We start from the raw sequence: 16872 nt of genomic DNA, 5'->3' as shown, positions 1-16872 counted from the left end.
TCGTTACCTTTGCCTGGAAGAGATGAGAGGGAATTAAATTCTTGATTCAGGAATCATTTCGCCCATCGCTACAACAATTTTTCTCGCTCCGATAAATGGATTGCGACTGTGAGCGGCCAGCATATTATCGAGCATTAATATGTCTCCTGCTTGCCAGGGAAAACTAACAGCAGCTTGCCTGTACACAGCCTGAATTTCTTCCATTACCGAGTCTTCAATAGGAGTGCCGTCACCGTAATAGACATTGCGGGGGAGGTTCTCTTCTCCAAAAACAGAGAGCAAGGAAGCGCGGGTTGCCGCATCTAAGCAGGAAATGTGGTGCAAGGGAAGTTGGTTAAAAAATACCATCTCTCCTGTTTTTGGGTGCTGGGCAATTGCGGGGCGAATTTTGCGGGTTCTCAAATTATTTCCTGCTTTCCACTCAAATTCCATCCCAGCTTGCCGACAGTATTCCTCAACCACGGATTTGTCTTCTGTTTTGAAAAAATCTTTCCAGCTTACATCCAGTCCGTCTGTGTAGTTACGAACGTACATAATTTGCTTTTGGGCAAATTTTTCTCTGAGTTTCGGGTCTAGCAACTGGTAAATTTTACGGCAGTCAACAATCGGCGTTTCTCCGCCTTGTTGCGCTGGCTGAACGCAGAAAAACCAGATTTTCATCGGCCAGCGGTGCAGGTGCGAACTCTCGCTGTGAAATAAGATAGCTTTATCTGCTGGGTAAGGAGTTGAACCGTAAACTTTTCCGCTAACTCCTTCGCGTGGCAAATCCCCGTACTCCCCAAATAATTCCGAACAAATTGAGAGTGCAAACTGCTCGAATGCGGCAACCACAGGGCCGATGAACCCTCGAAAAAGAATCCCTCCATGCTGTAGCAATTTTGCCTCTATAAATTCGCGGTTATTTTTCGCCCAGTCTGCGAGATCGACATCGGCTACTGCGGGTTTTGCGACTAAAGGAAAGAGTTCGTCGGGGTGCAGGCACTCGGTTTTTATCAATTCGCCTTGCGGCAATGCCACTGGCTTCGGCTTGACGCTTTTGAACTTACTAAAATTGCTTTTTTCACGCTTTAATTCTTGCATGGCTTGTTTCTGCTTCTGGGCTTCTGTGAGAATTTCTAAAGTGTTCAAACGACTGTCAGGCTGCGCCACAATGCTGCCGAGGAGGGTTTCAAAGCGATTTGACATCTGAGCGATCGTCTCCCTGTCAAATAGGTCGGAATTATACTTCCAACTGCCGACAATTCCTGTCTCTGTTTCTGACACAAATAGCGCCAAATCAAATTTAGCCGTACCGCTATCACTTGCAACCGGGATTAAAGTTAAACCCGCCATTTCTAAAGTCGGCATGGGCGCATTTTGCATGACGAATAAAACTTGAAAGAGCGGTGTCTGACTCAGGGTGCGATCGGGACGCAGTTCTTCTACCAGTTTGTCGAAGGGCAAATCTTGGTGAGTGTAAGCTTTTAATGTCACCTCGCGCACGCGATCGAGCAGTTGGCGAAATGTAGGATTGCCGCGCATATCGGTTCGCAACACGAGGATATTAACAAAGAAACCAATTAAAGCTTCTGTCTCAACTTGTGTGCGGTTTGCCAGGTCAGTACCGACTACAATATCTTCTTGATTTGTGTAGCGATAAAGCAGCGTTTGAAGTGCTGCCAACAAGGTCATAAATAAGGTGACATTTTGTTGCCGACTGAGTGCTTTTAGCGCTTCTGAAACTTGCCCTGAAAGCTGGAATTCTTGAATCTCAGCTTCATTGCTAGAAACAGCAGAACGCGGTTGTTTTGCTGGCAATTGCAGCGGGGGCAAAATTTGACCCAACTGCTGCTTCCAGTCAGCAAGTTTTGCTTCGAGAACTTCGCCTTGCAGCCAATTTGTTTGCCAAACAGCATAGTCTGCGTACTGTACAGAAAGTTCGGGTAGGGGAGAAGGTTTGCCACTGCCGAAAGCTTCATAAAGCGCCGCCACTTCCCGCACGAGTACCCCCATCGACCAGCCATCAGCTACGATGTGGTGTACTGTCAGTAACAGCAGGTATTCTGTCTCGTCAAGATGTAACAATGTGACGCGCAGTAACGGCCATTTTGTTAGGTCAAAAGGCTGTCGCGCTTCTTCAGCGGCGAGTCGCATTGCCTCGGCTTCTCGTTCAGCTTGCGATAACTCTCTTAAGTTTACGATCGGCAATGTGAAATTAAAAGATGAAATAATAACCTGAGCGGGTCGTCCTTCCACCGACTTAAAAGTTGTCCGCAATGCTTCGTGTCGCTTGATAATCTCCTGAAAAGTTTGCTCTAGAACCGCTACATTGAGCGCCCCCTTCAAGCGCACGGCTGCTGGGATATTATAGGCAGGATTTCCCGGCTGCAATTGGTCGAGAAACCACAGTCGTTGTTGTGCAAAAGAAAGGGGCAATTCTCCCTGCCTTGACACCCGCTTGATGGGGGGTGCTTTCCGTTTTTGCTCGGCGCGATATTGCAAGAGGCTTTCGGTGACAGTTGCGACGGTAGGCGATTCAAAAAGAGAGCGCAAGGGTACTTCAATTTGAAAAGCTTCTCGCAGGCGAGAAATCGCCTGAGTAGCCAGCAATGAATGACCTCCCAATTCAAAGAAGTTATCGTGAAGTCCCACTCGCTCTAAACCGAGAACTTCGGCCCAAATTTCTGCTATTAATTGCTCGTCGGGAGTTCGAGGCTCGGCAAAATTGCTCTCGAATTCCGCTGTGTTTTTGTTAGGTGCAGGTAGCGATCGCCGATCGATCTTTCCGTTAGGCGTTAAAGGCATTGCTTCCAGCAGCACAAACGCTGACGGCATCATGTACTGCGGCAGTTTTTGTTTCAGGTAACAGCGCAAATCATTAATAAGTTCTGAGTCTTGAGTTTTGAGTTCTGAGTTAGCAACGATATAAGCTACTAAACGCTGGTCGCCCGGATTGTCCTCTCGAACCAGTGCGATCGCTTCTCGCACGGCTGGGTATTGGCTGAGTACCGCTTCAATTTCGCCTAATTCGATGCGAAATCCGCGAACTTTCACCTGGTGGTCGCTGCGCCCCATAAATTCAATGTTTCCATCTGGGAGATAGCGAGCCAAGTCCCCGGTTTTATAGAGGCGTTCTGAAAGAATCAACGATGAAGGATGAAGGATGAATGAAGCATGAATTCCGTCCTCTGCAAAGGGGTTAGGAATAAACTTCTCTGCTGTCAGTTCCGGTCGGTTTAGGTAGCCTCTAGATAAGCCGGCACCGCCGATGTGCAGTTCGCCAAATACGCCAACGGGAACCGGCATTAAATAGCGGTCTAATATGAAAATTTGAGTGTTAGCAATCGGGCGACCGATGGAAACTGATTCATCTTTGCCATCAACCTGATAGAGAGTAGACCAGATAGTGGTTTCTGTAGGGCCGTATAAATTCCACACAGCAGCGCCGCGCAAAAGCAACTGATTTGCTAGTTGTCGCGGTAAAGCTTCTCCCCCGCACAGTATTTTTAATTGATTGTTTCCCTGCCATCCTGCTGCTAAAAGCATTTTCCAACTGGCTGGAGTAGCTTGCATGACTGTCGCGCCAGAATTTGTTAATGTTTCTAAAAGCTTTTCGCCGTTAGATGCCACTTCTCGGCTGGCTACAACAACGCGAGAACCTGTTGTAATAGGCAGGAACAGTTCCAGCGCTGCAATGTCAAAAGATAAGGATGTTACTGCTAGCCAAACATCTCGGTCTGCGATCGCAAGTTGTTGGCGCATAGAACTTAAGAAGTTAACGGCAGAGGCGTGGGAAATTTGCACTCCTTTGGGTTTACCTGTTGAGCCGGAAGTATAGATGACATAGGCTAAATTGGAGGAATTTTGTAAACCCACGACTGGCTCGTCGCAGCTCGATATGCCTTCCCAATCTGCATCCAGAAACACGAGGGAGGCGCTATTTTTTGGCAGGGTTTCTAATAGCTTTTTCTGAGTGAGTAACACAGAAATTTTAGCGTCTTCCAGCATGAATCCCAGGCGCTCTGGTGGATACGCTGGATCGAGGGGAACATAAGCGCCACCGGCTTTGAGAATGCCGAGAAGCCCTACCATCATTTCTAGGGAACGCTCGACATAAATCCCCACCAAAACTTCTCGGTTGACACCGATTTTTTGCAAGTAACTTGCGAGGTTATTTGCTTTTTTGTTCAGTTCCAGGTAAGTCAGATATTCATTTTTAAAGACGACAGCGATCGCATCCGGCGTCCGCTCTGCCTGCGCTTCAAATAATTCGTGTACGCACTGATTTTTCGGAATTTCCGATTGAGTATTGTTCCACTCAAACAGCAGTTGCTGCTGTTCAGGTTTCGTCAACATTGGCAAAGTTGAAATGCGCTGTTCGGGATTAGCAGCTATACTTTCTAGTAAGGTTAGAAAATGTCCGGCTATCCGCCGTGCAGTGCTAGCGTCAAACAAATCTTCGCTATACTCAAGCGTTGCATTAATACCCTCTAATCCTTCCTCCAGGTCAAGCGCTAAATCAAATCTCGCCGTTTTCCGTTCTATTTCCAAACTGCTCAACGTCACTCCTGGCAATTTTATCTGCGGCGTCCGAACATTTCGCAGAGAAAACAATACCTGAAATAGCGGATTATGACTTAAATCTCGTTCGTGGTGTATGATTTCTACCAGTTTCTCGAAGGGCAAATCCTGGTGGTTATACGCGCCGAGAGCTACTTCTCGCACGCGAGCCAGTAACTCTTTAAAAGTCGGGTTGCTCGACAGATTGGTGCGGAAAACTAAGGTGTTAGCAAATAAGCCAATTACTTCCTCGATTTCGCGTCGGTTGCGGTTAGCAATGGGGGAGCCGACTAAAATATCTTCTTGCCCGGTGTAGCGATAGAGCAACGTTTTAAACGCTGCCAGCAGGGTCATAAATAAAGTAGCTTTTTCCCGCTGGCTTAATTGGGCGATTTCCTCTGCGATTGCCTTGGGAATGGTGAATTTATGCACCGCACCTCGGAAGGTTTGTACTGCCGAGCGGGGGCGATCGGTTGGCAAATTTAGTACGGGGAGATTGCCTCCAAGCTGTTTTTTCCAGTAAGCAAGCTGCGTCTCTAAAACTTCTCCCTGCAACCACTGGCGCTGCCAACTTGCAAAGTCTGCGTACTGTACTGACAGTTCGGGAAGGGGAGAGGGTTGGCTAGTGGAAAAGGCTTGATAAAACGTGGCGAGTTCCTGGATGAATATTCCCATTGACCAGGCATCGGAAATGATGTGGTGCGTACTCAATAGCAGCACCCAGTTTGAATCGCTCAAGTGCAGCAATTTGGCACGCAATAAGGGTGCTTGTGACAAATCGAAAGCAAGCTTTGCTTCTGCGGCGATTAACCGTTCTACTTCGCGAGATCGTTCAGTTTCAGGAAGCGATCGCAAATCTATTTCTAAAATTTTCAATTCCAGATTGGAAGCGATCGCCTGAACGGGTTGCCCGTTTATTGTCTTAAAAGCCGTTCGTAAAACTTCATGACGCTTGACAAGTTCGTTGAGACTGCGATCGAGGGCTCTCGCGTCGAGTGTTCCCGTCAAACCCACGCCGGCGAGGATGTGATAGGTAAAGTTGCCTGGAGTTAGTTGCTCAAAAAACCACAACCGCTGTTGAGCAAATGACAGAGGAAAAGTGTTAGACTCTCGACTTTGAGGCAGAATTTTTTCTAGCGAAACGCTTTCTTTTTTCTGGTTTAGTCGCTGCAACAGCAACTCGCGCTTTTCAGGAGAAAGAGCCGCGATGCGTTCGATTAAATCACTCATTTGCTGACTCCTTGCTGGGCGAGAATTTCCTGAATTTGTGCTTCTGACAGTTGATCGAGGTCTGCTAACATTCTCGCTAGCATTTCATTGTCTGTTTGTTCGACTTGCTTTTGCGCGATCGCTACAGCAAAATCGGCGACTGTGGCCGACTCAAATAAACGGTGCAAAGGCAACTCCACCTGAAATGCTTGGCGCACTCTGGAAATTACTTGAGTTGCTAATAGGGAATGCCCTCCTAATTCAAAAAAGTTGTCGTAAATGCCGACTTTTTCAAGTTTGAGAACTTCAGCCCAGATAGCCGCTAAAACTTCCTCGATATTTGTGCGAGGCGCGACAAAGTTTCCTGTCAACTCCGGTCGCATTTCGTCAGGTGCGGGCAGCGCTCGTCGGTCTACTTTTCCGTTAGAAGTTAAAGGAAAACTTTTGAGTATCACAAAAGCAGAAGGCACCATGTACTCCGGCAATTTTGACGTTAAAAAATTGCGAATTTCCTTGTGGGTAGGTGCTTGTTTCTGCTCGGAAATCAAATAAGCCACGAGGCGCTTTTGTGCCATCTCGTCTTCCCGCGCCACAACTACAGCCTGCGCGATATCTGGATGTTGCCCCAGCACCGCCTCAATTTCTCCCAATTCAATGCGGAAACCGCGAATTTTTACTTGGCCGTCAATTCGCCCGATAAATTCGATGTTTCCGTCTGGCAAATAGCGAGCCAAGTCGCCTGTTTTGTACAGTCGCGTCTTTGCTTGCGTATCAAAGGGATTGGGAATAAATTTTTCTGCGGTTAATTCAGGGCGGTTAAGATATCCGCGTGCCAAATTATCACCGCCGATGTACAGTTCACCAGCTACGCCTATCGGCACCGGCTGCAAGTAAGAATCCAAGATATAAATCTGAGTGTTGGCAATCGGAAGACCGAGTGGAACTGTGTCAAAATCGCACCCAATTTTATCAAATTCTACTTGATAAGTCAGGACACCTACAGTTGTTTCTGTTGGCCCGTAGTGATTGAATACTGAGCAACTGGGAGCAAGATTGCGAAGTGTTTTAATTAAGCTCCAATTGGCAGATTCACCTCCTAAAATAAGCCGTTTACCAGGCAAAATTGACTTTGGTTGAGAGGAATTTAAAAGGGCGGCTAGGTGAGAGGGAACTATTTTGAGGCAGTCGATGGGATTGCGGTCGAAATATTCACCCAGTGCCTCTGGATCGGTGGCGCGTTCTTGGGAGATAATATGCAGGCAACCGCCGAAACAAAGGGCGGGGAAAATCACTGTGTTTCCTAAGTCGGCGGCGAAGGTGGAAACGGTAGCAAAACTGGTGGCTGGTAGGTTTAATTTTTCTTGAATGCTGTGCAGGTAATTGAGCAGTTGCCGGTGTTCGATCGCTACTCCTTTGGGAATGCCAGTGGAACCGGAAGTATAGATGACGTAAGCTAAATTGTCTGAAGAGGCGCGATCGGTGTAAGAGGCAGAAGTAGTGGGAATGTCTGTATCGATGCAAACAATATTTGCCTGAGTTTTCGGCAAGCTTTCGATGAGCCGCTGTTGTAGGAGCAAAACCTTCACCTGAGCGTCTTCTAGCATTAGCGCTTTACGCTCTATTGGGGTCGTTGGATCGATCGGTAAATAGGCACCACCGGCTTTGAGTACGCCCAGCATTCCTACGATTGTTTCTAAGGAGCGATCGAGGCAAATGCCAACAACGACCTCTGGTTCAACTCCCAAGTTTTGCAGGTGATGGGCGAGTTGATTGGCGCGATCGTTGAGTTCTCGGTAGGTGATTTTTTGGTCTTCAAAGACGACGGCAATGTTGTCTGGGTTGCGTTCTGCTTGTTCTTCAAAAAGCTGATGAACGCATTTATTTTTCGGATAATCTTTTTGAGTTTGGTTAAAGTCAATGAGAAGTTGCAGCCGATCGCGATCGCTCAGTATGTCTAGCTGACTGATAGCGACTTCTGGATTTTTGACTGTGCTTTCTAAAAGCGCCTGAAAGTGTTCTGACAAACGCTTTATATCTGCCGCAGCAAATAAAGCGGAATCATAGTGAAATTCAGCGCTTATGGAATTGCACAGGCGGAGGCAGGAGAGCTTGAGTTTGAATGGTTCTAGACAGGCATCTTGCCGAACAAGGGAAAATGAAACGCCTGAATTACCATAGTCCTTATGCTCTGCTTGGAAGTCAAAGCAGACGGGCCAAAAGCTGCTGCTTTTTTCGTTTTCTAAGATTTCTTCCCAGCTAAAATATTCTTGCCAGTTGTACATCTCGTTGAGATTAAGCTCAACTTGCTGCCTCGCTTGTGAGAAATTTAACTCGTCTTGCACTGGGCATCGTAGGGGTAAGTATTTGCACAGCAGCCCCAGAGAGTTTTCTAATTCTTCATATTTTCTGCCGTCAATCGCTACGCCGATTATCGGGTTTTGCTCTCTGGTAAGCCGCCAAATGAGAATTTGCCAGCAAGTCAGCAGGAAGGCAGAAATATCGCTTTTGTGCTTTAGGGCGATCGCTTCCAGGCTGTTTAACAAATCACCCTGGATTTCGACCCTTTCTACTTGTGGCTGAAATTCCGCTTCTCCATTCTTCTTTTCCCAAGGAAGCGTTAATAAATCCCAAGATTCAATGTTCAGCTTTCGCCAGTATTCTTGGCCGATTGCCGTTTCTTCTGATTCGAGTAACTCATTTTGCCACTCAGCAATATCGGCATATTGCATTGACTCATCAGAGAACTCTTCCCTGCACGCGCAGGCTGAGTAGGAAAGACTGAGTTCGCGGGTGAAATTTTTCAGGGTGGCACTATCTGCAATTAAGGCAGAGAAGTTCGCTAGCAATAGGTGCTTGTTTTGCGCCAGAGTGGCTAAAGAGATGTGCCAAAGTGAGGCGCGCTCAAAATCAAAAGCAAGCAGACTTAGTTGCTGAAAAAGCGCTTCAATTTTAGATTCTTGTTCTTCGGGAGACAAACCGCTGAGATTGTGTTCCGAGATAGGAACTTCACCAGTGCTGGCGATCGCTTGCAGGGGTAGTGTCATCCCAGACAAGCAGTGAAAGCTAGTCCGCAGGATTTCGTGCCGGTTTACGACATTTTGCAGCGCCTTTTTCAGAATCTTTTTATTAAGGTTTCCTGAAATTAAAATTGCACCTCGAACGCGATAGATCTGTTTAGGATTATTTTGCTGTAACCTCCACAGGTCTCGTTGTTGTGGAGAAAGTCTAAACCCTTCGATTGTTTCGTTTTGCATTTCTCAAGTTCCTTTAATAAGCCTAAATATCTTGACAGCTAAACGCTTCTGCCATACCGACAACAACCTGACGCGAACCCGAAAATGGCGTGCGTCCGTGCGCGGCTAGCATATTATCTAACAGCAAGACATCTCCTTCTTCCCAAGGGAAAACAATCGTTTCTTGCTGGTAGCAGCGACGAATTTCCTCTAATATAAAATCTTCAATGGGCGAGCCCTCGCCGTAATAAGCATTGCGGGGTAAATCTTCCTGCTTAAAAGAAGTTAAAAGCTCTTTGCGAACGACGGGTTCGAGATTGGAAATGTGGAAGAGGTGAGCTTGATTAAACCACACCATTTCCTGCGTTTTTGGGTGCTGGGCGACGGCTTGACATATTTGCCGAGTTCTCAGGCGATCGCCACTTTTCCATTCTAACTCAATTCCCGCTTTTTTGCAATACTCTTCTACCTCAAGTTTGCTATCAGTATTGAAGACATTTTGCCAGGGCAAATCTACGCCACCGCCGTAATTTCGCACATACATAACCTGTTTTTGGGCAAACTTTTCTCTCATCTTTGAATCCAGGCTTTCAAACACTTTGCGGCTGTTAGCAATCGGGGTTTCTCCTCCCTGTTCGGCTTTCTTGACGCAGAAAAAAGCGATTTTCAACGGCCAATTGCGAGAATAAGCCATTTCATTGTGGAGTGGGATGAATTGCTCGGCAGGATACTCGGTGGAAGTGTAGATATTTCCGCTCACCTGACTGCGCGGAGTTGAGCGAAAAGAATATTCCAACAAGTCGCCAGCAAGAGTTTGAATAAACTGCTCGAAACCATTCACCCCGCCGACTTCAAAGCCTCGAAAAAGTATTCCTCCGTGCTTCAATAACTGCGTTTCAATTGATGAGCAATTGTTCTGTGCCCAACCTGCGAGATTTAATCTTTCTACTGTTGGCTGAACAACTAGAGGTAGAAGGTTTTCCGGCTGGAGGTAGGCGGTTTTGACTAATTCCTCTGAGGAGAGGATGACGGCTTTGCGCCTAACTGATCCTAACTTTTGGGAATTGAGATTCTTTGTTTCTGTATTTGTCATAGTTTTTGCTTTTGTGAGGATTCTATCCCTTTTTCCCGAAAAAACCTGAGAGATTGAGCCATCATTTTCAACTTTTCATAACTTTGCGTTTAGCCATTTTTAATTTTTGAATTCCCGAAAGATGAATTTGTTTTTGCTGCTCGATTTGGTGCTGCCTTTCTGCTTCAGCAAGAATTTCTGCCAAGTCGTCGATCCTGATATCTGGCTGGATGACTACCTGGTTGAGGAGGATTTGGAAACCTCTCACGATTCGGGCAATAGTCGCAGCCTCAAATAAGTCTGTTTTGTAGTCAAATAAGCCTTGAATTCCTTCTGAAACCTCCCAGAGAGTGAGGCTTATGTCGTGTCTCGACATACCGACATCGAATTCCAAAATGCTCAATGTCAAACCAGCTAACTCCAGGGGTGGCATGGGCGCATTCTGGAGTACAAACCACACTTGAAACAGCGGGTTATAGCTGAGATTTCGCTCCGGCTGCAATTCCTCTACGAGCTTTTCAAAAGGGACACCGGGGTGAGCGTAAGCTCCTAAAGCTACCTCGCGTGTTCGACCGAGTAGTTCGCGGAAAGTTGGATTACCTGCGGTGTCAATTCGCAGCACTAAAGTATTGACAAAAAATCCAATCAGTTCCTCTAATTCAATGCGGTTGCGATTGGCAATTGGAGAGCCAATAGCGAGGTTGTCTTGCTTTATTTGGCAGGATAGCAAGGATTGAAATGCTGCCAACAACGTCATGAATAGGGTGACATCTTGTTGCTGGGCGAGTGTTTTCAGCCTTTCAGTTAAAGAAGCAGAAATCACAAAAGATTGCTGCGACCCTCGGAAAGTTTGCACGGAAGAGCGCTGCTTATCTGTTGACAGTACAGCTAAACCGTTTCCTAATTGCTGTTTCCAATAAGCCAGTTGTTTTTCTAATTTCTCTCCCTGGAAATGCTGCTGCTGCCAACTGGCGAAGTCGGCATACTGTACGGAAAGTTCAGGCAGCCCAGAGGGTTTGTCAGCGGAAAAAGCTTCATAAAGTGCGGCTACTTCTCGCACCAATACTCCCATAGACCAACCATCAGAAATAATGTGGTGTATCGTCAGCAGCAACACATATTCTGCTGGACTAAGTTGCAGGAGAGTGCCGCGCATTAAGGGCGATCGCGTTAAGTCAAAAGGGCGTTGGGCTTCTTCAAGAGTACGCTGCTCAATTTCAGCTTGCTGCTCTGTTTCGGGTAAATCTTGCAAGTTTACCACCGACAAAGCGAAATCCAAGGAAGGAGAAATCAGTTGAACCGGCTCCCCGTCCACTTCTGCAAAAGCAGTCCGTAAAACTTCGTGACGCCTGACAATTTCATTGAGTGTTTGTTGCAGTGCTGACAAATTCAATTGTCCTTGCAAACGCACAGCAGCAGGAAGGTTGTAAGCAGGGTTTTCGGGAGACAATCGATCGATAAACCACAGCCGTTGCTGGGCAAAAGAAAGGGGAGCAGAATTTTGCTGCGAGCGCCTGGGAATGCGGTTAGATTGCTCAGCCTGTACTGCCTCTTTGCCCAATGCTTTGAGGAGGAGCGCTCGCTTCTGGGGCGAGAGGTTTTTCAGTCGTTCTGAACGATTAGTAGACATCATAATTCACCAGAAAGAATTGGTTTAAAGCCGGAACCCATAAGCGGGAGAAATTAAAAGAAGACTATTCATTACTCCAATCCTCTTCCTTCCAGGTAGAGGTCGCTATCAACTGTCAACTGTCAACTGTCAACTGTCAACTGAATGAACTCCTGGCAGTGGTCGCTGTTTGTGATAGTTAAGGAAAGCTTTGCTGCTATTTTTAGCTGGTCGTTTAAAACAACGTTGATATCTGCTTCAGTGGTGAGGGGGTTGGCAAGGACGACTCGAAAAGCAACAATGGGAATGGTTTTGCCATAACAGGTGTTTTGCAGGGTTGTTCGCGATACGAAGGTGTGACCGGCTCGCCGCTGGGCCTCCTGAAGGCGCTCGTTAAATTGATTGATGAAGTGGCTGTCTGCTTCGGCTAGTTGTTTTTTGGCTGCTTTTTCCCTGAATGTTTCTGGAATGTAGCGGTATAAAAGAATATTAATTTCTGGTTCTAGCAGCAATTCAAAGGCTGGATTTTCCCGAATTAAATTTGCCAAGTGCTGCGTTTTATCGATGCCTCCATCTATCAAAAACTCATAGCCTTGATGGCCGATGATATTCAACGCGGCTTGCAAGTACAAACTCGCACCGGGTCGAGAGCCTTCGAGAGAGCGCTTGCCTAGATCGATGGAGTCTTTTCGCACCGTGTAGGGCGCGTGTTTTTCAATAACTTTGGCGGTTTGGGGATTGCGGAATAAAACCAGACCGATTCCCATTGGCAAATACATTTGTTTGTGTCCATCTATGGTGACGGAATCTGCTAGTTCAATGCCTGCGAATTTGTGCCGGTGACGTTCGGAAAAAAGCACGGGTCCGCCCCAAGCGGCATCGACGTGAAAGTGAGCGTTTGCTTCTTGCGCGATCGCCGCTATTTCTGGAAGCGGATCGATACTTCCCGAATCGGTGCTGCCTCCAATACCGATAATTGCCAGAATGTGCAGATTGCGATCGCGACATTCGGCCACAGTTTGGCGCAGCGCTGCCAAATCCATGCGGTGATTGGAATCGGTGGGAATTTTTAGGAGATTGCGATCGCCAATGCCTAATAAACCGGCAGCCTTTTCAAAAGAATAGTGCATCAAATTGGAGCCGATGATCACCATTCCCTTGTAGCCGTAAAACTCTAAAGCTGCGTACAAGCCTTCTTTTTCAATGCCACTAAAGTTATTTTTTGGCCCTAAAGAAGCGTTGCGAGCGCACCACAGGGCTGTGATATTAGCTAGGGTGCCACCCGTTGTCATGATACCGAGCGTGCTGTCACTTTTTTGAATGTGCTGGTTATAAAAATCCTCAGAAAAATCGTAAATTAATCGGTGCATCATTGCCAAAGTCTGGCGCTCGCAGGGGCTTAAAACTTTGGCAGTTTCCATCTTGACTAAATTTTGATTCATCGCGGTTAACAGCTTCGCGATCGGGCGCACAAAATAGGGAAGTGCGCTCGTCATGTGACCGATATATCGGGGGGAAGATGTGTGAATGGAATGGGCAACGAGGGTTTGGGCCAAATCATCGATATAATTGCCAACATCTGTAGGAAGGGTGGGAATTTTGTTTTCCCTAAACTGCTGAATAATTAACTCTAAGTCAATATCTGTACTAGCGGTTTTTGCGTACAAAAAGTCTTGAACTAGGGCAGAAATTCGCTCCTCCATTGCTTCTTCTGCCAAAAACGACTTTTCTGAAGCACTGAATAGCTCCATTAACTTTTCTTCAAGTGGGGTAACAGAAGCTTTTAATGACTGCATTACCTCTTGAGAATCTTTGGCTTTTACTGTTAGTTTATTCATCCCGCATCAATCCTGTTAAATGGGCTTTTATTATCTCCTATCCCCACCGAGGCATTAAGGAGAAAAGGGCTTTTTGTGCTTTTTTACAAACCAGAACTTTACTCAGTCAGCATCACAGTTTGTGCTGACTCTACCTCACTATTTTCTAAGAGATCGAGCAATTTATCTATCTGGTTAGAATCGGCGTTTTCCAGAATTTCTTCCTCGATTAGTTCAGCTAAATTCTCAATGGTGGGAGCGGCAAAAAAATCGCACAGCGCTAACTCTATCCCAAAGCACGATCGCACTCGCGATATTAACTGTGTTGCCATCAGAGAGTGACCGCCGAGGTCAAAAAAGTTTTGGTTAGTTCCTACTTTTTCTACCCCTAAAAGAGCCGTCCAAATCTCAGCAAGTTTCTCCTCTGTAGGCGTTTGTGGCTCAGTGAAGGCTGTTTCATCAGAAACGTAATCGCACCTTTGAGATAAGGCGAGGCGGTCAATTTTTCCGTTGGGCGTTAATGGCAGCGCATCTAATAGCACAAAAGCTGAAGGCACCATGTAATCGGGCAGTTTGTGCTTCAAGAATGAACGCAATTCGGAAATAAGTTCTGGGTGCGGATTTCTGAACCCAGAGTTAGGAACTAGGTAAGCGACTAGGCGTTGACTGCCTGGTGTATTTTCCTGAAGCAAAACAGCAGCGGTGGAAACAGAAGAATGTTGAGAAAGTGCTGCCTCTATTTCTCCGAGTTCGATGCGGAAACCGCGAATTTTTACTTGGCAATCGCCACGGCCCAGAAATTCTATATTACCATCTGGCAGGTAACAACCGATATCGCCTGTTTTGAACAAAACTTTTTGATGAGAATTACCCAGAAAATCTAATTTTTCTTGTCCAAACGGGTTAGGAATGAATTTCTCCGAGGTTAAGTCGGGGCGGTTTAAGTAGCCCTGTGCCAATCCATCGCCGCCGACGTAAATCTCGCCGGGAATTCCTATGGGAACGGGTTGCAAATTGCGATCGAGCAGATAAATTTGCGTGTTGGCGATCGGGCGACCGATTGGAACTTTCTCGACACAGTGAGTTGCATCGTACCACGTCACGTCCGCAGCTACTTCAGAAGAGCCATAAAGATTGATTAATACCCGCTGGGGCATCTGCTCTCGAAATTGCTGGCAAAGTTCCACCGGCAGAGTTTCTCCGCTGCAAATCCAATATTTTAATTGAGGCAAACGCCTGTCTAAATCAGGGAATGAATCTAAGAGAGCGCGCAACAAAGAAGGAACCAGCACCAGTCGCGTTACATTTTGCTTTGATAAGGTTTGAAGGAATTGGTTAATATCTTTGACGGCTCGATCGGGAATTATCACAGTGGGCAACCCATGCAGCAAAGGAGCAAAGATTTCCCAAACCGAATCGACAAAATTTAAGGACGTTTTTTGACAGCAAATATCTGATTCGATAAAAGGGTAGGGGTTCCAAAAACAGCGATTCACTGTGCCTCGGTGGGTGCCGAGTACGCCTTTGGGAGTGCCTGTGGAGCCGGAAGTGTAGAGGACGTAAGCGAGGTTATCGGCTTCTACTTTAACAGCGGGGTTGCGATCGCTCTGGCGGGAAATTTCCTGCCATTCGGCGTCGATACAGACGACTTTAGCGCTGTGTTCGGGGAGGGTTTCTAGGAGGTTTTTTTGAGTCAAAAGCACCGGAACTTTTGCGTCTGCCAGCATGAAAAATCGGCGATCTTGGGGATAAGCAGGATCGATAGGAACGTAAGCGGCACCGACTTTTAAAATGCCCAAAATGGCCACTAGCATTTCCAGCGATCGCTCTAAGCAAATTCCCACCAAAACTTCGGGTTTTACACCGATAAATTGCAGGTAATGCGCGATTTGGTTGGCTTTGGCATTCAATTCGCGGTAAGTCAATTGTTCATTTTCGCAAATTGCAGCCACTGCATCTGGGGTTCGCTCTGTTTGCGCTGCAAATAATTCGTGAATTGAGGAATTTTTGGGGTAATCCGCTTGGGTGTCGTTCCACTGGACAAGTAATTGCTGGCGTTCGGCGGCGCTCAATAGGGGCAATTCTGACAGTTTCCGCTCAGGATTGGCAGTCATTCCCTCGAGTAAAGTTTGCAGGTGTCCGAGCATCCGCGCGATCGCACTGTCCTCAAAGCAGTTACGATCGAAAATAATTTTCAGCGTCAATTCCGCACCGGGCATCGCCATCACCGTTAGAGGATAATTCGTTGTTTCCAAGGAGCGGATATTCTCTACTTTTAAGTTTTGAATCTTCTCCTGCAAAGAAGCATCCGAAGGATAATTTTCAAAAACGACTAAACTCTCAAATAGAGGTAAACTCCGAGGAACTTCACTCCAGCCCTGCACCTCAACGAGGGGGCTGTACTCATACTGTCGCGCCTCAAATTGTTGCGCTTGGAGTTCTTTCAAGCAGGATAAAATAGAATCCTGTGGGTCAAATTTTACCCGCACTGGCAGAGGATTTACGAACAGCCCCACTACCGATTCAGCACCCATTAACTCTGGCGGTCGCCCGGAGACTACCGTACCAAAAACCACATCTTCCTCGCCGCTGTATCGGCTCAAAAGTAGCGCCCAAGCTGCCTGTACGAGGGTATTTAATGTTAGCTGATGCTGCCGCGCTAAGGATTGCAGTGCGGCGGTGGCTGTTGCAGAAAATATCACCTGCTGTTCGCCACTATTTTCTAAACGGTTTCCCGCGACAATATTGCCGCGGGCGATCGCAGTTGGAGCTGCAAAACCTTTGAGAGTTTGCCGCCAAAATGACTCAGCCGCAGATAAATCTTGCTGGTGCAGCCACGCGATGTAATCCCGATAAGGGCGAGGGCGTTTGAGGTGCAATTCATCGCCCTGGGAGAAGGCTTGATAAAATGCAAAAACTTCCTCAAGAACGATCGCCAGCGACCACCCATCTAAAACTAAGTGGTGGTGGCTCAAAATAAACTGAAAAGTATCTGCTTCTAACTGCGCCAGTGCAATGCGAATTAAGGGAGCTGATGTCAAGTCAAAGCCTTGCTCGCGATCGGCTTTTAGGAACGTTTCTAGCTGCTGTGCTTGTGCAGGAGTGGAGAGCGATCGCCAGTCCATCTGCTGCCAAGATAATGCAGCCTGTTTACGCACCGCTTGCACGGGTTCTTTCAATTTTTCCCACACGAAACAAGTCCGCAATATGGGATGCCGGTCTACAACTTTTTGCCAACTATTTCTAAACGCAGAAACATTGAGCTCGCCGCGCAATAGGCACAGCAGTTGCCCGAAATATACGCCCGATTCTGGCTGGTAAAGCGAATGAAAGAGAATGCCCTGCTGCGCTGGGGAGAGGGGATAAAAATCTTCGATATTGCCTTTGGTCATA

General features: G+C 46.9%; 6 protein-coding genes. All 6 read right to left on the bottom strand.

The window, feature by feature from the left end; translation table 11 throughout:
- Positions 1-33: 33 nt before the first annotated feature.
- Positions 34-5769 (bottom strand): amino acid adenylation domain-containing protein, encoded by a 5736-nt coding sequence (locus tag QUB06_RS06735; protein ID WP_333434636.1) that lies wholly within the window; start codon positions 5767-5769, stop codon positions 34-36.
- Positions 5766-9002: an amino acid adenylation domain-containing protein gene (locus QUB06_RS06730; RefSeq protein WP_333434635.1), complete on the bottom strand. Its 3237-nt coding sequence runs from the start codon at positions 9000-9002 to the stop codon at positions 5766-5768. The genes QUB06_RS06735 and QUB06_RS06730 overlap by 4 nt, the downstream gene beginning before the upstream one ends.
- Before the next feature lie 22 nt (positions 9003-9024).
- Positions 9025-10074 carry a TauD/TfdA family dioxygenase gene (locus QUB06_RS06725; RefSeq protein WP_333434634.1) on the bottom strand — a complete coding sequence of 350 codons (1050 nt, stop codon included), beginning with the start codon at positions 10072-10074 and terminating at the stop codon, positions 9025-9027.
- Positions 10075-10141: 67 nt separating this feature from the next.
- The gene (locus QUB06_RS06720) at positions 10142-11686 is read right to left on the bottom strand and encodes a condensation domain-containing protein (protein WP_333434633.1); all 1545 of its coding nucleotides are present in this window, start codon (positions 11684-11686) and stop codon (positions 10142-10144) included.
- Between the two features lie 119 nt (positions 11687-11805).
- A complete protein-coding gene (panP, locus tag QUB06_RS06715) occupies positions 11806-13500 on the bottom strand; it encodes a pyridoxal-dependent aspartate 1-decarboxylase PanP (protein WP_333434632.1) in 1695 nt (564 codons plus the stop codon).
- A gap of 98 nt (positions 13501-13598) precedes the next feature.
- Positions 13599-16871 (bottom strand): amino acid adenylation domain-containing protein, encoded by a 3273-nt coding sequence (locus tag QUB06_RS06710; protein WP_333434631.1) that lies wholly within the window; start codon positions 16869-16871, stop codon positions 13599-13601.
- Position 16872: the final 1 nt, after the last annotated feature.

The sequence above is a fragment of the Microcoleus sp. D2_18a_D3 genome, from assembly GCF_036702455.1.
In the GTDB taxonomy this organism is placed as follows: Bacteria; Cyanobacteriota; Cyanobacteriia; order Cyanobacteriales; family Microcoleaceae; genus Microcoleus.
The sequence above is the reverse complement of the archived record's forward strand: the minus strand, read 5'-3'. Positions and strand labels throughout refer to the sequence as shown.

Excerpts from the sequence above, each read along its gene's own strand:
- QUB06_RS06710 (WP_333434631.1), bottom strand. The coding sequence starts at position 16,871 with ATGACCAAAGGCAATATCGAAGATTTTTATCCCCTCTCCCCAGCGCAG.
- QUB06_RS06735 (WP_333434636.1), bottom strand. The coding sequence starts at position 5,769 with ATGAGTGATTTAATCGAACGCATCGCGGCTCTTTCTCCTGAAAAGCGC.
- panP (WP_333434632.1), bottom strand. The coding sequence starts at position 13,500 with ATGAATAAACTAACAGTAAAAGCCAAAGATTCTCAAGAGGTAATGCAG.
- QUB06_RS06730 (WP_333434635.1), bottom strand. The coding sequence starts at position 9,002 with ATGCAAAACGAAACAATCGAAGGGTTTAGACTTTCTCCACAACAACGA.
- QUB06_RS06720 (WP_333434633.1), bottom strand. The coding sequence starts at position 11,686 with ATGATGTCTACTAATCGTTCAGAACGACTGAAAAACCTCTCGCCCCAG.
- QUB06_RS06725 (WP_333434634.1), bottom strand. The coding sequence starts at position 10,074 with ATGACAAATACAGAAACAAAGAATCTCAATTCCCAAAAGTTAGGATCA.